Genomic DNA, 21,030 nt, shown 5'->3' on the forward strand with positions numbered 1-21,030 from the left:
TCCCCGAACTCCGGGTGATCACCCCGCGTGGTTGAATGAGTTATGTCCGCAATGTCGGTTTCCCCGGGTGTGCAGGGCCCGATCCCGCGGCGGGTGGCGGTGGCCAGCGCGATCGGGACGACGATCGAGTGGTACGACTTCTACCTCTACGCCACGGCGTCGGCGCTGGTGTTCAGCCGCTTGTTCTTCCCCTCGGTCGACCCGGCGACCGGGACGTTGGCGGCGTTCGCCGCGTTCGCGGCGGGGTTCGGGGCGCGGCCGCTGGGCGCGGTGGTGGCCGGGCACCTGGGGGACCGGGTGGGGCGCAAGAGCGTGCTGGTGGGGGCGCTGCTGCTCATGGGCGGGGCGACCACGCTCATCGGGGTGCTGCCGACCTACGGGTCGATCGGGGTGCTGGCGCCCGTGCTGCTGGTGGTGCTGCGGACGTTGCAGGGGATCGCCGTGGGGGCGGAGTGGGGTGGGGCCGCGATCCTCACCGTGGAGCACGCGCCGCACGGGCGGCGGGGGTGGTTCGGGGCGTTCACGCAGATCGGGTCGCCCGCGGGGATGCTGCTGGCGACGGGGGTGTTCTGGCTCGTGCGGGTGAGCGCGGGCAACGAGGCGTTCCTGGCGTGGGCGTGGCGGATCCCGTTCCTGCTCAGCGTGGTGCTCGTCGGCGTGGGGTTGGCCGTGCGGTTGCGGCTGCACGACGCGCCGGAGTTCCAGCGGTTGCGCAGCCGGGGGGAGGTGGCCCGGTTGCCGGTGCTGGACGTGCTGCGGGCGGCGCCGGGGCCGGTGCTGCTCACCACCGGGCTGCGGCTGTCGCAGATCGGGCTCTACGTCCTGCTCACCACCTACGGCCTGACCTACATCGCGAACAACCTCGGCGCGGACAGCGACGCCGGGTTGATCGCGGTGGTGGTGTCGTCCGCGCTGTCGATCCCCACGACCCTGCTGTGGGGGCGGCTGACGGACCGGTTCGGGCGCAAGCGGCCGTACCTGTTCGGGGCGGTGGGCGCGGTCGGGGCGCTCGCGCTGTTCTTCCTCGCCGTCGACACCGGGTCCACGGTGCTCATCGTGGCGTCGGTGGTGCTGGCGACGAGCCTGTTCTTCGACGCGATGGCCGCCGGGCAGCCCGCGTGGTTCTCCGAGCTGTTCCCGCTGCACCTGCGCTACAGCGGGGTGTCGCTGGGCTACCAGGTGGGGTCGGTGATCGCGGGCGGGCTCACCCCGCTGATCGCCGCGGCGCTGGTGCTGCTCGGGGACGGGCGGCCGTGGTGGGTGCTGGCCTACTACGGCGGGTTGGCGGTGCTGACGATCACGGCCGCGCTGCTGGCGCGGGAGACGGCGTTCGCCGAGCTGGACCGGCCGCGCCCCTGACGAGCAGGGCCAGCCCCGCCCCCGCGCACGCCAGGCCCGCCAGCACGAGGAACGGCCCGTCCGCGACGAGGAAGCCGACCACCAGCGGCCCGAGGATCCCGCCGACGCGGCCGAACCCGGTGCACCAGGCCACCCCGGCCCCGCGCACGGCGGTCGGGAACGCCGCCGCGGCCAGGCCGATGACCAGGATCTGCGTGCCGGTGGTGCCCAGCCCGACCACCGCCACCAGCACGACCACCGCGGCGGCGGGCGGTGCGGTGCCCAGGGCGAGCAACCCCAGCGCGCCCAGGGCGAAGCAGCACGCGACCACCCGCCGGGGGCCGAAGCGCTCGGACAGCGGCGCGGCCAGCAACGCCCCCGCGATCGCGCCGCCGTTGAGCACGAGCAGCAGCACCAGCGACGCGCTCGTGCCGAAACCCGCGCGCCCCATCAGCTCCGGCAGCCACGTGCCGAGCGCGAAGACCAGCAGCAGCCCGATGCCGCTGACGAACCCCAGCACCACGGCGGGGACGCGCGCGGGTCCGGTGAACAGCCCGGCGAAGCCCGGCCTGCTCCCCCGGTCCGCGCGCCAGGACGGCGATTCGCGCAGCTTCCACGCCGCCAGCGGCAGCAGCGTCACCAGCGGCAGCGCGCCGAGCCAGAACAGCCCGCGCCAGGTGAGGTCGTCGAGCAGCCACAGCGCGGCGAGGGTGCCCAGCACGCTGCCCAGCGGGATGCCGCAGTAGGTGGCCGTGGTGGCCAGCTGCGCGCGGCCCGGTGGGGCCAGCTCGGACACCAGGGTGCCGGTGGTGGCCACGACCGCGCCGATGCCGATCCCGGTGATCAGCCGCCACGCCCCGAAGGCGGGCACCGACGAGGTGAGCGCGGTGGCGGCCATGCCGACCGAGAACCAGGCGTAGCCGGTGAGCAGGACGGGCCGCCTGCCCCACCGGTCCGCGACCGCGCCCGCCGCCAGCGCGCCGACGAGCACCCCGACGAGCGCGCAGCTGCCCAGCAGCCCGGCGGTCTGCGGGGTGAGCTGGCCGAGCTCGCCGGGCGAGCGCAGGAACAGCGGCACCAGGGTGCCGTAGACGACCAGGTCGTAGCCGTCGAAGACCAGCCCGGCCGTGCACAGCGCCACGGCCCACGCCGCGTCGCGGCCGGTGGCGGGGGTCGTCATCGGCCGAACCGCACGGGCAGGGCGGCGAGGTTGAGGTGGCGGCCGTTGGCGTAGTGCCGCTCGACGGGGCCGTCGAGGCGCATCGGCGGCGCGGCGGCCAGCTCGGCGAGCACGGCGGTGATCTGCCTGCGGCCGAGCTGGGCGCCCAGGCAGTAGTGGATGCCCTGCCCCAGCGACAGGTGGCGGGCGGCGCCGCGGTCGAGGCGGAACTCCTCGGGCGCGGTGAACTCGTCGGGGTCGCGGTTGGCCGCGCCGACGGCGAGCAGGACGCGCGAGCCGCGCGGGAGGGTGGTGGTGCCGACGACCACGTCCTCGGTGGTGACCCGGCTGCCGTGGTCGACGGGGGCGTCCAGGCGCAGGGTCTCGTCGACGGCGGCGAGGCGGTGGCGGGCGTCGGGCAGGACGCGGGCGGCCAGCTCCGGGTCGCCCGCCAGCCGCCAGAGCAGGTGGCCGGTGGTGTTCATGGTGGTCTCGTGGCCCGCGATGGCGAAGGCGACGAGCATGACGCGCAGCTGCTCGTCCGGGACCGGGGCGCCGTCGACCCGGGTGCGCACCAGCTCCGCGAGGTAGGAGCCGTCGTGCGGGCCGCGGGCGCGGGCGATCTCGGCGTCGAGCAGCGCGGCGAACTGCGGCCAGAACTGCCCGCCGGAGGCCATGCTCGCCCACGTGGTGCGGGTGAGATCGAGGATGGCGCCGCGGGCGGCGGCGGAGAAGCCGATGGTGGTGGCGAGCACGGCCAGCGGCAGGGTGGTGGTCAGCTCGGCCACCAGGTCGGCCGAGCCGCGGCGCACCAGCGGGCGCACCACCTCGGCGGCCAGCTCGTCGATGCGCGGTTCGACCGCGCGCACCGCGGCGGCGGCCAGCGCCGGGCGCATGAGCGAGCGGAAGGCGGTGTGCTCGGGCGGGTCGTACTCCAGCGGGGCGAACCGGGGCTGGTCCGCGGCGCGCGGGAAGAACACCCCGGAGGCCGAGGAGAACCGGCCGTGGTCCTTCAGCGCGGCGAAGACGTGCCGGTAGCGGGCCAGGACCCAGAACCCGCCGTGGGCCTCGCTGTGCACGGGCTCGCCGCGCTCGCGCAGCCCCCGGTGCACCGCGACGGCGGTGTCGGGGGTGAACCCCGGGTCGTGGTGGTCGAACCGCGCCACCAGGCGCTCCACTGTGGACATCTGCGTGGTCATGGGCGCTCCACCAGTGCGGCGGTCCAGGTGTAGCCACCGCCGCCGTTGAACACGACGGCCTTCTCCCCGGGGGTGAGCAGGGCCGTGAGGTCGGCCAGGTTGGCGAGCAGGTCGCCCGCGCCGAGGTGGCCCGTGCCGTCCCCGAGGTCGAGCACCTCGGCGGTGGTCACCTCCGCGAACACCGGGCGGTACAGCTCGAAGGTGAGCCTGCCGATGCGCGGCAGGAGCAGGTACCGCAGGGTCGGGTCGTCGAGGGCGACGCCCGCGCGCTCGGCGGCGGTGACCACGACCCGCTTGGCGGTGGCGGTGGCCGTGCCGGTGAAGGCCTCGCGGGAGTGCTCCGCGAAGAAGGCCTTCTTGGTGCGTGCGAGGTCGATGGGCGCGCCCTGCTCGTGGCGGGCGGTGCTGAACGGGTCGTCGCCGCGGTGCATGCCCTCCAGCTCGGGCGCCGAGGCGCTGGCGAGACCGCGCAGCACCAGGGCGTCGCCCGCGCGCTGGGTGGCGGTGAGGACCATGGCGGTGCCCGCGTCGGCGTGCACCAGGCCGCGGTCGGAGCGCCAGCGGTCGAAGCCGGGCAGGCAGAACCGGTCGCCGGTGGTGACCACCGCGGCGGAGCCGGGGTTGGCGCGCAGCCACGCCACGGCCAGCTCGGTGGCCGCGGCCCCGCCGTTGGACAGCTGCCGGACGCCGATCGGCAGCGCCGCGCCCGCCCCGACCTGGTCGGCCACGTAGTGCGGGGGCGACCACAGGTCGTGGCCCTGGTAGGTGGTCCAGGCGTGCAGGAGCAGGCCGACCTGGTCGGGGGCGACGCCGGAGGCCGCGAGCGCGCGGCGGGCGGCGTTGACGGCGAGGACCGGGCCGGGCAGGTCGGGGCCCGCGACCGGGACGCGGGTGTAGCCGGAGCGCTCGGCGTCGGCCTCGGTGAGGCGGCCGTCGGCCAGGGCGTCGGCCAGGCTCTCGCGGGTCTCGGGCAGCCAGGTGGCCACCGCGCGCACGGAGATCACGCCGTGACCCCCTGCCGGTGCGGGGGGAAGACGACGTCGAGCGGGTCGGCGCCCTCGGGCAGGTGCTCGTCGGTGGCCCAGCGCACCATCCGGCGGACGGGCTCGAACCCGTCCTGCGGCAGGGCCTGGTGCACGCTGACGGCGCAGCCGAGCTCGACGGTGCGCTGCACGCCGACCAGCGGCAGCACCTCGCGCAGCTCGCGGCGCAGCGACGCCGGGTAGACCCCGACGGTCTGGGTGGCGGCGTCGAGGTGGCGGGCGGCGTCGGCGGCGGAGTCGACCGGGACGACGTTGGCCACCCGGCCCGCCAGCGACACCGCGAAGTCGACCGGCTCGTCGAGCTGGGAGACCACCACGGCGCCCTCGTCGCCGGTGCCGCCGACGACGGTGTGGAAGCCGCTGGTGCGCACCGCCCGCAGCTTCGCGCGCAGTTCGGGGTCCAGCGGCGCGGGCGTGGACACCTCGGGCGGGAGCAGGGCGAGGTGGGCGTGCACGCGGCGGGCCAGGTCCTCGGCGGCGGCGACCCCGGCGGGGCCGGTGCCGCAGGCGGCGTAGACGACCCGGGCGTTGACGCAGCCGACCTGGTTGAACGCGCCCACGTCCAGCGCCAGGCGCCGGGCGACGTCGTCGACGGCGTCCGGGTGGAACGCCTCGGGGCCCAGGATCGTGGCGCTCTGCTTGGGGTCGAAGGTGACCAGCTCCAGCCCGGGTGCCAGGTACCCGACGACGTGGCGCACCGAGGCCATCCCGCCCCAGGCGACGATCTTGTCGAACGCGCCGGGGTGGTAGAGGCGCCGCTCGACCCCGGTGTCGCCGCCCTTCCAGTAGGCGACCGACAGCGCCCGGGTGAGCGGGTGGTCGGGTGCCACCTCGGCCATGGTGCGGGCGAGCGCGACCATCGTCAGCGGGTCGTTGGACGGGGTCTTCACCACCGCCTCGCCGCGGGTGATGGCGGTGCGCACCAGGGTCATCGCCGCGATGAGGGGGCTGTTGCCCGCGATCACGTGCACCGAGCGGACGCCGAAGGCGTGCACGGCGCCGACCCGCCCGTCCGCGGTGCGCCGGGCGGGCCAACCGGTCAGGTGGTCGCGGCCGACGGCGGCCACGACCTCCTCGGTGGCCGCCCGGGTGAACAGCGCGGCGAGCAGGCGGTAGTTGGAGCGGACGAGCTGCGGGGGCACGTCGGCCAGCCCCTCGGACTCCGCGACGGCCTCGGCCAGGTGGGGGTTGCTGTCCGGGTCCAGGCGCTGCCCCAGCTCGGCCAGGTAGTCCAGCACCTCGTCGAGGTCGAGCGCGTTGAGGGCGCGGGCGAGGTCGAGGTCCCGCGCGGCGAGGCGGGGGACGACCGCGGCCGGGTCCGGCGCGGCGAAGGGCTTGGCGCCCCGGCCGCCGAACTCCAGCAGCGGGCCGTCGACGAGTTCGCCGCGCACGACGGCGGGCACGGTCAGCACCATCAGCCCTCCCCGGTGAGGTGGTCGAGCGCGGCCCGGTGGGCGCTGTCGGTGGCCGCGCAGTTGATCTTGTCGCCGTCCGGGAGGTCGGCCAGCCTGCGGATGCCGTCGTGCACCTGCGGGGTCGCCCGGCCGCAGTCGCACGGGTCGAAGGCGACGGTGATCCGGTCCTCGGAGCGGAACCCGCCCCAGTGCGTCCTGGCCAGCAGGTCGACGAACGCCCCGCGCCCGGTGCGCGTGCCGGTGCGCGGCAGCGGCCGGTCGGTGGCCGGGTCGAGGACGAAGGCGATCGTCCACGGCTCCAGGTGGTAGCGGCCCGAGGGGCACATGGGGTGCAGCGCGGTCGTCTCGGTCATGGCGTAGATGTGCTGGAGGCGGTCGGCGCCGGTGAACCGGCGCACCCGGTCCTGCCAGTCGTCGGGCATGTGCGCGCCCTTGGTGCCCCCGCCCGGTTCGACGAGCGAGTCGGCGGCGAAGACCCCGGTGCGGCCCGCGTCCAGGCCCGCGGTGGCGAGCTGGTGCAGGGTGTTCCAGGTGTTCATCAGGTAGACGCGCTCGCCCGCGAGGGTGTCGGCGAGGCGTTCGGCGAAGGCGGGCATGGCCGCCTCGGACTCGCGGCGCAGCCGCTCGAACTCCGCGCGCCTGGCCAGCAGGTCCGGGTCGGCCTCGACGGCCTCGCCCCGGGCCCTGGCGGCGGCGAGCTGCCCGGCGAGCAGCATCACGTCGGCGCTCATCCGCCCCGGGTGCATGGCGTGCACGTTGTGCTCGCCGCCCGCGACGTGCGCGGCGAGGGCGTCGGCGCAGCGCATGATGCCGCTGCGGCCGTGCCGGATCATCGGCCACACCACGGGCACCGGGTCCCCGCCGCCGCGCACCCTGGCGCCCACGACGGCGAACATCGCGTCGACCTCGGCGTGGGTGTGCGGGACGAACGACATCGTCCCCGAGGTCACCGACGAGTGCTGCACGCGCAGGTCGGTGTGCTCGTCGAGGGAGGCCAGCCAGTCGTCGACGCTGCCCGCCGCGGTGTCGGCGCCGGAGACGTCGACGGTGGTGAGCCTGCCCAGCCAGGCGGTGAGCACGTCGAAGCGCTTCCGCCGCAGCAGGACCGACGGGTAGGACTTGTAGACCTGCGGGGAGAACAGCAGCGGGACGACGTCGTCGAGCTCGTGCAGCTCCGCCACGCCGGTGTCGGCCACGGTGGCGCCCAGCACCTCGACCCGCTCGCGCAGGTCCGCGAACCGCTCGCGCAGCGCGGCCAGTTGCAGCTCGGCCAGCTCGGTGCTGCCGAGCCGGTGCAGGGCGCGGTAGTCCCCGCCCGCCCAGGTCAGCGGGTCGTCGGCAAACGACCGGGCGTCGCTCGCCGTCGTGGTTCCTGCTGTCGTGGTTCCTGCCGTCGTCGTGCGCGGTGTCACTGGGCGGGTCCTCCCTGCTCGTGGTCCGCGGGGTGCGCGGGGATGGTGGTAGCGAGGTGCTGGGCGATCGCGGCGGCGGAGGGGTGGTTCCACAGCAGGGTCGGCGCCAGCGCGGTGCCGACCAGCCGTTCCAGCCGCACCCGCAGCACCGCGCCCAGCAGCGAGTCCACGCCCTGCTCGGCCAGCCCGGCCCCGGCGTCGACCGCGGCGGGGTCGGTGCCCAGGACGGCGCCTGCGCACTCGCGGACGCGCGCGGTCAGCTCCGCCACCAGGGCGGGCCCGGTGAGCCCGGCCCAGGAGGGCGTGTCGTCACCCGTGCCCGCGGTGTCGACGGCGAGGGCGGCGAGCAGCGGCGGCCGCGCCCCGGCGTGGTCGGTGCGCACCGGCAGCACCGCGACCGGCCCGCCGCCGAGGTCGTGGCGCCGGGCCAGCACCCGGTCGAGGGCGGCCAGCGCGCGCTCCGCGGTGAGGTCGGCGCTGCCGCGGGCGTCCAGTTCGACGTCGGTGGCCGCGGCGGCGGTCGCCATGCCCAGCCCGCGCCAGGACGTCCACGCGATCGACACGCACCCGGTGTCGCCCTGGTGCCTGCGCCGGGCGGCGAGCCCGTCCAGGCACCCGTTCGCCGCGGCGTAGGCGGCCTGGCCGGGCAGGCCCAGCAGCGGGCCCGCCGAGGAGAACAGCACCAGGAAGTCCAGGGTGCCCACCGGGAACAGCGCGTCGAGCACGTGCGCGCCGTCGACCTTGGCGCCCAGCACGACGTCGAGGTCGGCGGCGGTGAGGTCGGCGGCGGGTCCGCTGCGCACCTGCCCGGCGGCGTGGACGACCCCGCGCACCGGCGGCACGGGCAGGGCGGCGAGCGCGGCCCGCACGGCGTCGGCGTCGGTGATGTCGACGGCGGCGGTGAAGACGGTGGCGCCCGCGGCCTCGATGGCGCGCACGGCCGCGACCCTCGGGTCGTCGCCCTCCCGCTCCTGGAACGGGTTCGCCCGGGGCAGCGGGGTGCGGCCGAGGAGCACCAACCTGCGCGCGCCCCGGGCCGCGAGGTGGGCGGCCACCTGGAGGCCGAGCGCGCCCATCCCACCGGTGATCAGGTATGTGCCGTCGGGGCGGCAGGAAGGGGTCTGCGCGGTGCGGCCCAGTGGCACGGCCCGGGGACACAGCGCCGCGTCCGCAGTCACGGCGGTGACGGGTTCGGCGCCGGGGTGGGACAGGCGCGCGCGCAGGCGGGCGGTGACGGCCGGGTCCGGGGTTTGGTCGGGCAGGTCCAGGACGCCGCCGAAGCTCTCCGGGTGTTCGGTGGCGAGCACCCGGCCCAGGCCCGCGATCGCGGCGGACCCGGGGGTGGCCGTGCCCGCGTGGACGCCGGTGGTGACGGCCCAGACCCGCTTGCCCTCGGCGCCGCGCAGGACGTCGATCAGGGCGGGCACGGCGTCCCTCGGGTCGGGCGGCGCGGCGACGAGCACGTTGTCGGCGCCGGGTTCCGAGCCCAGGGCCTCGGCCAACCCCGGTGCACCGAGCAGGGTCAGCGGCGCGGGCGGGCCGTCGTCGGGGACGGGCTGCCACTGGACGACGAACGCGGTCTCGGGGAGTTCGGGGCGGGCGGTGCGGGTGCCGTCCGGTTCGGCGTAGCGCAGGCCGGACAGGCGCAGCAGCGGGGTGCCGTCCTCCCCGAGCACGTTGACATCCACAGTGGACTCCGCGACCCGGCGGGCGACGACGACGGCGCGGTCCGGCGCGTCGGCGGCGACCACCAGGTCGTCGAGGGCGGCGGGCATGCGCAGCACCGGGTCGCCGCCGAAGACCACCGACGCCGTGGACAGCGCCGCGTCGAGCAGCGAGGCCCACCCGGGGTGGCGCAGCGCGCCGTCGGGGTCGGCGGCGACCTCGGCCACCAGCAGGTCCGGGCCGCCGGTCAGCTTGTCGACCCGCCACGGGAAGCCCATGGCGGCCACCCCGAGGTGGGCCAGCCGGTCGACCACCGCGCCGGCGTCCAGCGGTTCCGACGCGGCGGAGACGTCGACCTCCGGCAGGTCCACCGGCGTGCCGGGGCGGGCGGAGGAGTGCACGGACCACTCCCCCTCCGGCAGGCGGGAGGCGATGCGCAGGGACCCCGCCTCGCGCACCACCTGCACCTCGCGGGCGGGGTCCTCGTCGTCGGGCACCGCGACCGGGCGCAGCAGGCGCACGTCGGACAGCGCCTCGCCGCCCGAGGCGCACAGGTAGGTCAGCAGCGTCACCGCCGCGGGGACGATCTCGGTGCCGAGGACGGGGTGGCGCCCGGGGTACGGGCGGGTGCGCACGTGCACGGTCGTCGTCCACACCCGGGCGGCGACCCCGTGCACGTCGACCCCCGCGCCCAGCAGGGTGTTGGGCGGGCCGGGCGGGAACGCGGGCGGGTGCTCCACCCAGTGCTCGCGGTGCTGCCAGACGACCCCCGGCAGCCGGACGCGGCGGCCCGGCGGGGTGCGCAGGTCGACCTCGACGCCGCGGCAGTGCAGGGCCGCGACCGCGTGCGCCAGCACGGCGCGCTCGGGCTTGCCGCGCCGCAGGCTCGGGATGACCACCCCGTCGTCGACGCCCTGCGCGGCCAGCGCCTCGGTGATGGAGTGCGCGACGACCGGGTGCGCGGAGACCTCCAGGAAAGTGCGGTGCCCGTCCTCCAGGGCCGCCGCCACCGCCTCGGCGAAGCGGACCGGGTTGCGCAGGTTCGCCGCCCAGTAGGCGGCGTCGTGCCGGTGGTCACCGCGCGGGTCGGGGAACGCCGTGGCGTAGAGGGGGATCCGCGGTGGCCGGGGGCGCAGGTCCGCCACGGCGTGCGCGAGGTCGGCGGCGAGCGGGGTCATGTGCTCGGTGTGGAAGGCGACGTCGGAGTCGACGCGGCGGACCGTGCGGCCGTCGCGCTCGAACGCCGCACCCGCCCGGACGACGGCGTCCACGTCGCCCGCGACCACGGTGGAGTGCGGCGAGGCCGCGATCGCCGCCGACGCGCCGGGGGTGTCGCGGAGCTGTGCCGCGCACTCGTCGAAGGGCAGGTCCACCAGCACCATCGCCCCGCGCCCCGCCACCCGGGGCAGCAGCGCCGAGCGGCGGCAGATCAGGCGCGCGGCGGACTCCTCGTCCAGCGCCCCCGCGGTGACGGCGGCGGCGATCTCCCCGACCGAGTGCCCGATGACCGCGGCGGGTTCGAGGCCGCGGGCCCGCCACGACGCGGCGAGACCCAACTGGACCGCGACGAGCGCCGCCTGGACGCGGTCGACGCCGCCGAGGTCGTCCGCCTCGATGACCTCGCGCGGGGTGACGCCCAGTTCCTCGCGGTAGACGGGGCCGAGGCGGTCGACGACGGCGGTGAAGTCCGGGTCGGCGCCGAGCAGGCCGCGGCCCATGCCGACCCACTGCGCGCCGTGGCCGGAGAACACCCAGACGGCGCCGCCCGCGCGCGCCGTGCCCGTCGTCCCCGAGCCGCCTGCGACAGCCCGCAGGCCCTCGACCAGCTCGTCGCGGTCGGCGGCCGTCACCACGGCCCGGTGCCGCAGGGCCGCTCGACCGCGCACCAGCGTCGTCGCCACGTCCGCCAGCGACGGCGCGCCGGGCTCGACGAGGTCGTCCGCGAGGTTCGCGGCAGCGGCGGTCAGTGCGGCGGGTGAGGCGGCCGAGAGGGGGAAGTGCGCGGGCTCGACCAGACCGTCCTCACTAGACTTGACGATCGGGTCCGCTTCCTCCAGGACCACGTGCGCGATGGTGCCGCCGTAGCCGTAGCTGGCGACCCCCGCGCGCCGGGGGTGCCCGGGGTCGGGCCACTCGGCGCCCTCGGTGCTCGGCCGCACACCGGACTCCGCCCACGGCACGTCGGCGCGCAGCGACACCAGGCCCGCCACCGCGGGGACCCAGCGGTGCCGCAGCACCTGGATGGCGGCGATGACGCCCGCGACCCCGGCGGCTGCCTCCGTGTGCCCGATCGTCGCCTTCACCGCGCCGACGCGGCACACGGGCAGGTCGGCCGGGCGGGCGTAGGCGGCGCAGAGCGCCGCGCCCTCCACCGGGTCGCCCGCCGCGGTGCCGGTGCCGTGCGCCTCCACGTAGCCCACGGTGGTGGGGTCGACGCCCGCCGCCGCGCACGCGGCCCGCACCAGGTCGGCCTGCGCGGCGGAGTTGGGGGCCATGATGCCGTCGGTGCGGCCGTCCTGGCGCACGGCGCTGCCGCGCAGCACGGCCAGCACCTCGTCGCCGTCCGCGCGGGCGTCGGCCAGCCGCTTGAGGACGACCACGCCGCAGCCCTCGCCCCGGCCGTAGCCGTCGGCGGCGGCGTCGAAGGGGGTGCTGCGCCCGTCCGGGCCGAGCGCGCCCGCCTCGGCGAGCACGGCGGTGAGGTGGGGGCCGTTCATCAGCATGACCCCGCCTGCCAGCGCCACCCGGCACTCCCCCGCCCGCAGCGCCGCGGCGGCCGAGTGCACGGCCACCAGCGAGGACGAGCACGCGGTGTCCACCGCGACGCTGGGCCCGCGCAGGTCGAGCGCGTGCGAGACGCGGTTGGGCACCCCGCACAGAGACGCGCCGATGCCCGTCCACGGGCGCACGTGCGGCAGGTCCTCCAGCAGCCTGCGCCCGTAGTCGTCGGTGCCGACCCCCAGGAACACCCCGGTGTCGGAGCCCGCGAGGGCGGTCGGGGCGATGCCCGCGTCCTCCAGGGCCTCCCAGCACACCTCCAGCGCCACCCGCTGCTGCGGGTCGAGCTGGTCGGCCTCACTGGTGGAGATGCCGAAGAAGGCGGCATCGAACCCGGCCACGTCGTCGAGGAAGGAGCCCAGCGCCGGGACCCGGGCCAGGGCGGCGGCGTGCTCGCGGGAGAGCGCGGCGGTGGGGCGCCAGCGGTCCTCGGGGACGGTGGTCGTGGTGGTGGCGCCCGCGCGCACCAGCCGCCAGAGGGCGTCGGCGGAGGTGGCGCCACCCGCGTAGCGGCAGCCGATGCCCACCACCGCGATCGCGTCGGGGCTCATCGGGCCGCTCGCCGGGTGGAGGGGGCGGGGAGGGTGCGCGCGTGCGCCACAGGGGCTCCGTTCTGCTCCGGGGGACGGGGGTCTGGCCGGGTCGGCGTGTTCCACCAGTGGGCGGCGTCAGCTCGTTCGCCGTGTGCCGGGCTATCCCGGGTGGACCAGGCGGGTGGGGCGAGCACGGTCTAGCGGGCCCAGACGACCCCGCCGAGGTCCCGCCCGCCCGCCCGCAGGACGGCGGCGCCCACCTCGGCGGCCCCCGCGTCGACCAGCGCGGTGAGCAGGTCCCAGCGGGTGGCGCCCGCGGCGGTGCCGTGGCGCAGGACGAGCAGCCCGCCCGCCCGGTCGACCACCTCGGGCGGGCCGTCGGTGGCGTCGAGGTGGTGCACCGGCTCGTCGTCGCGGCGCAGGCGCTCGACCACCCGGTCGACGAGCGCGGCCCTGGCCTCGCGTGCCGCGGCTTGCACCGCGTCCGGAGTACCGGTGCCCAGCAGGCGCGCCCAGCGGCTCGGGCTCTCCCGCCCGGCGGCCAACCCGCGGCCCATCGCCGTGCGCTGCGGCTTGCCGGTGGCCGTGGCGGTGAACGCGCCGAAGGCGAAGGCGGCGGGGCGCACCGCGGCGACCTCGGCGACCCGGCGCGCCGCGGCCAGGGTCGCCGCGGACACCTCCGCGGTGACCAGGCCGACCTCGTGGCCCAGCACGTCGTCGGGGACCCCGACGGCGGCGAAGGTGCCGGTGAGCCCGGCCTCCCGCCAGTCGCGCTCGACCTCCAGCGGGTAGTGCTTCTCCCCGCCCCGGTCGATGCGCTCGCTGCGGCGCCCGGTGAGCACGAGCAGCCCGTCGCGCTCGACGCCGAGGTCGCCGGTGCGCAGCCAGCCGTCCGGGGTGAGGGCGGCCGCGGTGGCCGCCGGGTCCTCCCAGTAGCCGCGCATGCGGTCGGCGGAGCGGATCCACACCTCGCCGGACTCCAGGCGCAGCTCGGTGCCCGGCAGCGGCGCGCCCACCGGCGGGTGCTGGGCCAGGTACCGCTCGGCCCAGGGCCCGGGGTCCAGGCGCGGGGTGGTGAAGGAGAAGTTGACCAGCTCGGTGAGCCCGTAGCCCTGGCGCAGCCGGGGGCCGTAGCGGGCGTGGAAGCGGCGGGCGAGGTCGGCGGTGAGCGGGGCCGCCGCGGTGATCAGGTACTCCAGCCCGTCCGGCCACGGCGGGGCGGCGTCGAGCAGGTCGGGCAGCAGGGCGGGCACCACCGAGGCGGTGGCGACCTCCTTGGCGCGCAGGTCGGCGAAGTAGGCGGCCGGGTCGAACCCGGTGTGCAGCACCAGCGGCGTGCCGGTCAGGTGCGTGCCGACCAGGGACATGACCAGGGCGTTGCAGTGGTGCAGCGGCAGGCAGGTCGCGTGCGGGCGGTCGGGGCGGAAGCCGTGCAGCGCCGCGGTCTTGCGCGCGTTGCCGAACACCGCGTCCCTGGGCAGCATGACGCCCTTGGGCACGCCGGTGGAGCCCGAGGTGAACATGATCAGCCCGAGACCGGCCGCGTCGGGGTGCTCGGGGTCGGCCCCGGTGGTGGTGATCGCGTCGGGGGTGACCACGGCCGAGGCGCGGACCCGGGCGGCGACCTCCGCGCGGCGAGCTTCGGGGGTGCGCGGGTCGAGCGGGACGGCCACCAGTTCCCGGTCGAGGCAGTCCAGCAGCAGCTCGGCCAGCCGGTCGCCGCTGGGCAGGGCGAGCACGACGCGGGCGCCGGGCGGCAGGTCGGGCAGCTCGGATCCGGAGCGGGACACGGGCGACTCCTCCAGTCGTCGGTTCTCGCAGGGGGTCCGGGGCTCATCGCTCGGCACCGGGAAATCGCGGGACAATGGCAGGGCGGGTGGGGCGGGACAATGGCAGCACGGGCAGGGCGGGGACAATTTCAGCGCAGGCGTCGAACCGATTCCCGGGGCGGCCGCGGCACGGGCTGCCCCGATCTCCCCGACTGCCGCGGGTACGTCCGGCGCCAGTGGCACTGATAGTACATATCGGTCATAACAGGCGCCACCTGCGGGTGACAGTTCACCAACGCACCGGAGTATGGGCAGCTCAGCACGTGATCAACCCGCGGCTCCCCAGCCCCGGCCGTCGTCCGACCGGGGGTAACCCGAGGGGGTGACGAGCCGCCGCGGCGGCAGCGGTCGCCGGGGAAACGCACCGGGAATGCGCGCCGACCCGTTCCTCCGCTACCGTGGGAACCATTCCGTCGGCATTCCCCGCCGGCAGGTCCCCGACATTCCCGCGCCCACCCCAGGACCGGTGCGCGGTGCCGAGGAAGGATTTCCCATGCCGACCCCGTTCGTGCTCAGCGCGCCCACGCGGGCGGACCTGCTCGCGCTCGCCGGGTCGGTGGGCGGCGGGGTGGACCCGCGCGACCTGGCCGCCCGCGCCCGCCAGGACCACCCCTTCCGCGTCGTGCTGCTCGCGGAGGGGCCCGCCGACCTCGACCGGCTGCCCGCGCTGGCGGCGGCGGCCACCGCACGACCCGAGCCGGGGCCGCTCGCCCTGCTGTTCTCCGGCCAGAGCAGCCAGCGGCTCGGCATGGGCGAGCAGCTGCGGCGGGCGTTCCCGGTGTTCGACGCGGTGCTGGCCGAGGTCGAGGAGCAGGTGCGCCCGCTGCTGCCCGCGCCGCTGCGCGAGGTGGTGGCGGGCGACGACCCGGACCCGCTCGACCGGTGCGCCAACGCCCAACCAGCGCTGATGGGCGTGGGCCTCGGGCTCGCGGAGCTGCTGCGGGTGGCGGGGGTGCGGCCCGACTACGTGTGCGGGCACTCCTTCGGCGAGTACGTCGCCGCCGCGGCCACCGGTGTCTGGTCCACACAGGACGCCGCCACCATCGTGGCCCGGCGCGGCCTGCTGATCGACGACCTGCCGCCCGGCGGCGGGATGGTCGCGGTCGAGGCGCCGGAGGCCGACGTCACCGCCGAGCTGCCACCCGGGGTGACCATCTCGGCCGTGCACAGCCCCACGTCGGTGGCGGTCGCCGGTCCGGTCGAGCTGGTCGAGCGGGTCGCCGCGGTCTTCGCCGCCCGCGGCGCGCGCACGGCCCGGCTCGGGGTCGGCGGCGCCTACCACTCCCCCGCCGTGGAGCCGGTGCTCGCGCCGCTGGCCGAGGTGATCGCCGCGCACCCCGCCAAGCCCGGCGGCGTCCCGCTGGTCAGCAACACCACCGGCGGGGTCGTGCCCCCCGGGGACCTGGCCACCCCCGAGCACTGGGTGCGGCACTGCCGCCAGCCGGTGCTCTGGTCGGGCGTGATGAGCACCCTGGTGGCCCAGGGCGTGGGCACCTTCCTGGACGTGGGGCCCAGCGGCGCGCTGGGCAGGCTCGCCGCCGCGTGGCTGCCCGAGGACCGGCGGGGGTCCGTGGTGGCCTCGCTGGGCGCCGAACCCGACGAGGTGACGGCCCTGCTCACCGGGCTGGCCCGGCTCGACGCCCGCGGCCACCACGTCGACTGGGCGGCCGTCCTCGACGCCCTGGCCTGAACCGCGGCCCGCGCGCCGGGCAGGATGGCGGGGTGGACCTCAAGCAGCTGGAGTACTTCGTCGCCGTGGCGGAGGAGCTGAACTTCACCAGGGCCGCCGCGCGCGTGTACGCCACCCAGTCCACTGTGTCCTCCGGGATCCGGTCGCTGGAGTCGGAGCTGCGGGCCACCCTGTTCGAGCGGTCGAGCAGGCAGGTGTCGCTCTCCCCCGCCGGGGCGGCGTTCCTGCCCGAGGCCCGCGCGGCGCTGGCCGCCCTGCGCCGCGCCCGCGACTCGGCGCAGGAGGCCGCCGCCGGGCTGCGCGGCAGCCTGCGGATCGGCGCGCTGACCCGGATCGCCGTGCTGGACCTGCCCGGGCTGTTCCGGGCGTTCCGCAACCGCTACCCGCTGGTCGACCTGCACGTCACCGCCTCGCCCACCGGGTCGACCGGGCTGGCCGACGACCTGCGGCAGGGCAGGCTGGACGTGGCCGTGCTCGGCCTGCCGCCCGCCGAGCTGACCGGGCTGCGCGTGCGGGAACTGGCGAGCAGGCCCTACGTGGCGGTGCTGCCCGCCGCGCACCCGCTGGCGGGCGCGACCGCGCTCGACCCGCGTGACCTGCTGGCCGAGCCGTTCATCGACACCCTGCCCGGCTTCGGCAACCGGGTCGAGGTCGACCGCCACTTCCAGGCGCTGGGCACCCCCCGCCGGGTCGCGGTCGAGGTCGCGGACCTCACCACCGTGCCGGACTACGTGGCCGCCGACCTCGGCGTGGCGGTCGTCCCGGACGTGGCGCTGCCCCGCTCCCCCGCCGTGGCGGTGGTCCCGCTGGTCGACGGCCCCCCGGACTGGTCCTTCTCCGTCGCCACCGCCGACCCCACCCGCGCCGCCGCGGCCTTCATGGACCTGGTCACCGACCATAGGGTGTAACTACTCCCGCCACCCGCTGTGCACATTCCTCCCGCCACCCACTGTGCACATTCCTCCCGCCACCCACCCCCACGTCCCCGCCCGGCATCGTCCCCGACCTGGCACCACGACCGGCGGTGACGCGCAACGCCCCCAGCGCGAACGACGGTGCCGGCTCTCCCCGCACCCACGGCCACTCCCCGCTCGGCTCCGTCCTTGACGTGCCGTCGTGGTCGGTGGGGGCGGAGGATGGGGGTATGCGCGCAGTGCTGGTCACCGGTGGGTCCCGTGGTATCGGCCGGGCGACGGCCGTCGCCTTCGCCGCGGCCGGGGACCGGGTCGTCGTGCACTACGGGAGCGACCGGGACGCCGCCGAGGCGACGGTGGCGCTGCTGCCGGGCACCGGGCACGCCGCGGTGCGGGCGGACCTGGGCGGGCCGGGCGCGGCGGGGTTGCTGGACGCGGCCGTGGCGGCGGTCGGACCGCTCGACGTGCTGGTCAACAACGCGGGCGTGGCGCCGACCGAGGACAACCGGCACCCGGTGGCGGAGACCGACCTCGACGCCTGGCAGCGGGCGTGGCGGCGGATGGTCGAGGTGAACCTGCTCGGCGCCGCCGACCTGACCTGGGCCTTCGCCCGGCACCTCATCGACCGCGGCGCGCCGGGGGCGGTGGTCAACGTGGGCTCGCGCGGGGCCTTCCGCGGCGAACCCGACCACCCCGCCTACGCCGCGACCAAGGCCGCCCTGCACGCCTTCGGGCAGACCATGGCCCGCGCGCTCGCCCCGCACGGCATCACCGTCGCCTCGGTCGCGCCCGGGTTCATCGCCACCGAGCGGCAGCGGCCCAAGCTCGCCGGGGCGGGCGGCGACGCGCTGCGCGCGCAGAGCCCGTTCGGGCGGGTGGGGACGCCGGAGGAGGTCGCCGCCACCGTCCACTTCCTCGCCTCCCCCGGGGCCGCGTGGGCCTCGGGGGCGGTCGTGGACGTCAACGGCGCCTCCCACCTGCGCCCGTGAGGGGTCGGCTCAGGAGAAGTTGCGCCGGTGGTCGTTGGTGTAGGTGATGATCTCGTCGGTGCGCCCGGAGAGCACCTTGTCGACCCACTCCGGGTCCGACAGCAGCGTCCGCCCCAGCGCCACCAGGTCGAACTCGCCCGCCTCGAACTGCTCCAGCAACCGCTCCACGCCGGAGAACTGGGCGATGCCGTTGTCGCCCTTGGTGCCGCCGAGGAACGCCGAGTCGAGCCCGACCGAGCCCACGGTGATCACCGGCAGGCCGGTCACCTTCTTCGTCCACCCGGCCAGGCCCAGTTCGCCGTCGCGGCCTCCCAGCTCCGGGAACGCCGCCTGGTAGTGCCGCCGCGTCGACGGGTGCAGGGCGTCGACGCCCGCCCGGACCAGCGGGGTCAGCACCTCCTCCAGCTCGGCGGGGTCGTCGGCGATGCGGGCGGCGAAATCGGCGTCCTTCCACTGCGAGAACCGGTAGACGATCGGGAAGTCCGGGCCCACCTCGGCGCGCACCGCGGCCACGACCTCCGCCGGGAAGCGGGTCCTGGCCGCGAGCGGGCCGCCGTAGGCGTCGGTGCGCCGGTTGGTGGGGCCCCAGAGGAACTGGTCGAGCAGGTAGCCGTGCGCGCCGTGCAGCTCCAGGCCGTCGAAGCCGACCGCCTTGGCGTTGGCCGCGGCCTCGGCGAAGGCGGCGATGAGGCCGTCGAGGTCGGCGGTGGTCAGCTCGCGGCCCACCGGGGTGCCGTTGGTGGCCAGCCCGGACGGGCTCACCGTGGCGACCTCGGGGTTGTGGGCGGGCTCGGCGCCGCGCGAGGACCCCAGGTGCCACAGCTGCGGGATGATCTTGCCGCCCTCGGCGTGCACCCGCTCGACCACCTGCCGCCAGCCCGCGAGCTGGGCCTCGCCGTGCAGCCGGGGCACGTCGGTGTCCGGGCCCGCGGCCGGGTCGGGGACGTAGGTGCCCTCGGTGATGAGCAGCGCGGTGCCGCCCCGCGCGCGGCGGGCGTAGTACTCGGCCACCTCCGGGCCGGGGATGCCGCCCGGCGAGTGCCGCCGGGTCATCGGGGCCATGGCGAAGCGGTTGGCCAGCTCCAGGGTCCCCAGGGTGTACGGGGTGTCGAGCGCTCTGACGTCGGTCACGGTTTCTTTCTAACCGCAGGCGCGCGGCCGTGTCGAACGACCGTGGCGAACGGCTCGGCCGATGGGAGCGATCGGGAATCCCCGTTGGACGGCGTACCCTGCGCGGGCGCAGGCTCGGGGCATGTCCACAGCACTGCTGACCCGCCCGGCGGCGCGCCGCCACGCGGTCGGGTTCCACCTGGTCGCGGCCGTGTTCGCGATCGCGCTGGTGTTCTCCACGCTGCCCACCCCGCTCTACGGGCTCTACCAGCGCAGGGACGGGTTCGCCGCCCCGGTCGTCACCGTGATCTTCGCCGCGTACGCGGTCGGGGTGGTGCTCGGGCTCTACTTCGCCGGGCACGTCAGCGACTGGCTCGGCAGGCGGCGGGTGGTGGCCGCGGGCGTCGGTGCCGAGCTGGTGTCGGCCGTGGTGTTCCTGCTGTGGCCGGACGTGCCGGGGCTGCTGCTGGCCCGCCTGCTGTGCGGCACGGGCATCGGGGTGCTGACCGCCACCGTGACCGCGCACATGGGCGAGCTGCGCGCGGCGGCCCGACCCGAGGAGCACCCCTCCCGGGCGGCGCTGGCCGCCACCGCCGTGACCATGGGCGGCCTGGCGCTCGGCCCGGTGGTCGGCGGGCTGCTGGCCGACCACCTGCGCGACCCGCTGGCGGGGTCGTTCGAGCTGTTCATCGGGCTGTTCGCGGTGAGCATGGCGGTGCTGGCGCTGGTGCCGGAGACGGTGGTGCGGCCCGAGATCGCGCCGGGCTACCGGCCGCAGCGGGTGGCGGTGCCGGAGGCGTCCCGGGCGGCGTTCGCCGGGGCGGCGGTGCAGGCGTTCGTGGCCTTCGCCGCGACCGGGCTGGCCACCGCGCTGGCGCCGACGGTGCTCTCGGCCGTGTTCGGCGAGACCTCGCGGATGGCGGGCGGGCTGGTGGCCTTCAGCGTGCTCGGGTCCGGGGCGGCGGCGCAGGTGGGGTTGGCCGGGCTGCCCGCCGGGGTGCGCGCCCGCCTGGGCCGGGCGGCGATGGTGGTCGCGCTGGTGCTCATGCCGGTGTCGGCGCTGCTGGTGTGGCAGCCGGTGTACTGGGTGGCCGGGGTGCTCTCCGGCGTCGGCTCGGGGCTGATGTTCAAGCGTTCGGTTGAGGTCGTCGCCGGGATCGCCGGGGCGGGGCGCAAGGCCGAGAGCCTGGCGGCGCTGTTCCTGGCCGCCTACGCGGGGATCGCGGCACCGGTGCTGGGCGTGGGGCTGGCCCTGGTGTGGCTGCCCGCGCAGGCGGCGCTGGTGGTGTTCGCCGCGCCGATGATGGCGCTGGTGTGGTGGTCCTCCCGGGACCTCAGCGGGCGTTCGGCGGTGCGACGGGGGTGAGCAGCTGCTCCCGGAGGATGTCGGCGTGGCCGGAGTGGTGGGCCAGTTCCCGGATGACGTGCAGGTAGACGACCCGCAGCGGCAGGGGGCCGCGGCGGTTGAAGGGCAGCAGGTCCTCCAGGTCGAGGTCGGCGCAGCGGGCGCGGGCGTCCGCGCAGGCCTCGGCGTGGGCCCGCAGCACCGAGTCGATGGTGTCGGAGCCGGTGAGCAGGAAGGACTCGTCGGGCGTGGCGGGGATCCCGATCTCCGCCCGGGACCGGCCCGTCACGGCCTCGTCGAACCAGACCCGCTCGACGAACGTGGCGTGCTTGACCAGCCCCAGCAGCGTGGTCTCCGAGGCGACGAGGCGGGCGCGGGCCTGCTCCTCGGTCACCCCGTCGAGCGCGGCGGCGGTCATCGCGCGGTGCTCGTCGAGGAACGCGTCGAACTGCGCGCGCAGGTCGGCGTGCGCGACGTCCAGTGACCCCATGGCGCCAGCATCCCGAGAGCGGCGCAGGCGTGGCAAGCCGATTCCCGCTCAAGCCGATTCCCGCAGACGTGAGCCCGTCGACGTGCTCTACCTCCGGCGGCAGGGGGCTGATCCAGGCGAG

General features: G+C 76.6%; 14 protein-coding genes. 5 read left to right on the forward strand and 9 right to left on the reverse strand.

The genetic code is table 11. From position 1 onward, the window contains the following. The first annotated feature begins 51 nt into the window (after positions 1 to 51). On the forward strand, positions 52 to 1,359 hold the full coding sequence (locus BJP25_RS15335) for an MFS transporter (protein ID WP_143219097.1): 1,308 nt from the start codon (positions 52 to 54) through the stop codon (positions 1,357 to 1,359). Here the strand turns inward: BJP25_RS15335 and BJP25_RS15340 are convergent. The 7 genes from BJP25_RS15340 to BJP25_RS15370 form a co-directional block, all read right to left on the reverse strand. After that, positions 1,298 to 2,518 carry an MFS transporter gene (locus BJP25_RS15340; protein ID WP_075975599.1) on the reverse strand — a complete coding sequence of 407 codons (1,221 nt, stop codon included), beginning with the start codon at positions 2,516 to 2,518 and terminating at the stop codon, positions 1,298 to 1,300. The genes BJP25_RS15335 and BJP25_RS15340 overlap by 62 nt on opposite strands. Continuing rightward, complete coding sequence (locus BJP25_RS15345; protein ID WP_075975600.1) at positions 2,515 to 3,696, reverse strand: cytochrome P450; 1,182 nt, start codon at positions 3,694 to 3,696, stop codon at positions 2,515 to 2,517. Before BJP25_RS15345 ends, BJP25_RS15340 begins: the two co-directional genes overlap by 4 nt. Further along, entirely contained in the window at positions 3,693 to 4,700 is a 1,008-nt protein-coding gene (locus BJP25_RS15350) for a ketoacyl-ACP synthase III family protein (RefSeq protein WP_084794037.1), read from the reverse strand. Before BJP25_RS15350 ends, BJP25_RS15345 begins: the two co-directional genes overlap by 4 nt. Beyond that, positions 4,697 to 6,154: an acyl-CoA reductase gene (locus BJP25_RS15355; protein ID WP_075975601.1), complete on the reverse strand. Its 1,458-nt coding sequence runs from the start codon at positions 6,152 to 6,154 to the stop codon at positions 4,697 to 4,699. The genes BJP25_RS15350 and BJP25_RS15355 overlap by 4 nt, the downstream gene beginning before the upstream one ends. Further along, positions 6,154 to 7,566, reverse strand: a complete 1,413-nt coding sequence (locus tag BJP25_RS15360) for a hypothetical protein (protein ID WP_075975602.1) — start codon at positions 7,564 to 7,566, stop codon at positions 6,154 to 6,156. Before BJP25_RS15360 ends, BJP25_RS15355 begins: the two co-directional genes overlap by 1 nt. Next, positions 7,563 to 12,560, reverse strand: a complete 4,998-nt coding sequence (locus BJP25_RS15365; protein ID WP_075975603.1) for a type I polyketide synthase — start codon at positions 12,558 to 12,560, stop codon at positions 7,563 to 7,565. The genes BJP25_RS15360 and BJP25_RS15365 overlap by 4 nt, the downstream gene beginning before the upstream one ends. Before the next feature lie 179 nt (positions 12,561 to 12,739). Then, a complete protein-coding gene (locus tag BJP25_RS15370) occupies positions 12,740 to 14,332 on the reverse strand; it encodes a class I adenylate-forming enzyme family protein (RefSeq protein WP_075975604.1) in 1,593 nt (530 codons plus the stop codon). A 532-nt stretch (positions 14,333 to 14,864) separates the two neighbouring features. On the opposite strand from BJP25_RS15370, the gene BJP25_RS15375 reads away from it, so the two are divergent. The 3 genes from BJP25_RS15375 to BJP25_RS15385 all read left to right on the forward strand — a co-directional run bounded on the left by BJP25_RS15375 (position 14,865) and on the right by BJP25_RS15385 (position 17,964). Further along, positions 14,865 to 16,061, forward strand: coding sequence for an acyltransferase domain-containing protein (locus BJP25_RS15375; protein WP_075975605.1), 1,197 nt, complete (start codon positions 14,865 to 14,867; stop codon positions 16,059 to 16,061). A gap of 32 nt (positions 16,062 to 16,093) precedes the next feature. Then, positions 16,094 to 16,969 carry a LysR family transcriptional regulator gene (locus BJP25_RS15380; protein ID WP_075975606.1) on the forward strand — a complete coding sequence of 292 codons (876 nt, stop codon included), beginning with the start codon at positions 16,094 to 16,096 and terminating at the stop codon, positions 16,967 to 16,969. A gap of 236 nt (positions 16,970 to 17,205) precedes the next feature. After that, on the forward strand, positions 17,206 to 17,964 hold the full coding sequence (locus tag BJP25_RS15385) for an SDR family NAD(P)-dependent oxidoreductase (RefSeq protein WP_075975607.1): 759 nt from the start codon (positions 17,206 to 17,208) through the stop codon (positions 17,962 to 17,964). 9 nt (positions 17,965 to 17,973) lie between these two features. Here BJP25_RS15385 and BJP25_RS15390 read toward each other — a convergent pair whose 3' ends face one another. Then, a complete protein-coding gene (locus BJP25_RS15390; protein WP_075975608.1) occupies positions 17,974 to 19,095 on the reverse strand; it encodes an NADH:flavin oxidoreductase in 1,122 nt (373 codons plus the stop codon). A gap of 121 nt (positions 19,096 to 19,216) precedes the next feature. On the opposite strand from BJP25_RS15390, the gene BJP25_RS15395 reads away from it, so the two are divergent. Next, positions 19,217 to 20,440, forward strand: a complete 1,224-nt coding sequence (locus tag BJP25_RS15395; RefSeq protein WP_084794039.1) for an MFS transporter — start codon at positions 19,217 to 19,219, stop codon at positions 20,438 to 20,440. Here BJP25_RS15395 and BJP25_RS15400 read toward each other — a convergent pair. Further along, a complete protein-coding gene (locus BJP25_RS15400) occupies positions 20,409 to 20,909 on the reverse strand; it encodes a DinB family protein (RefSeq protein WP_075975610.1) in 501 nt (166 codons plus the stop codon). The genes BJP25_RS15395 and BJP25_RS15400 overlap by 32 nt on opposite strands. Between the last annotated feature and the right edge of the window lie 121 nt (positions 20,910 to 21,030).

Origin of the sequence: Actinokineospora bangkokensis, assembly GCF_001940455.1 — a bacterium.
Classification (GTDB): Bacteria; Actinomycetota; Actinomycetes; order Mycobacteriales; family Pseudonocardiaceae; genus Actinokineospora; species Actinokineospora bangkokensis.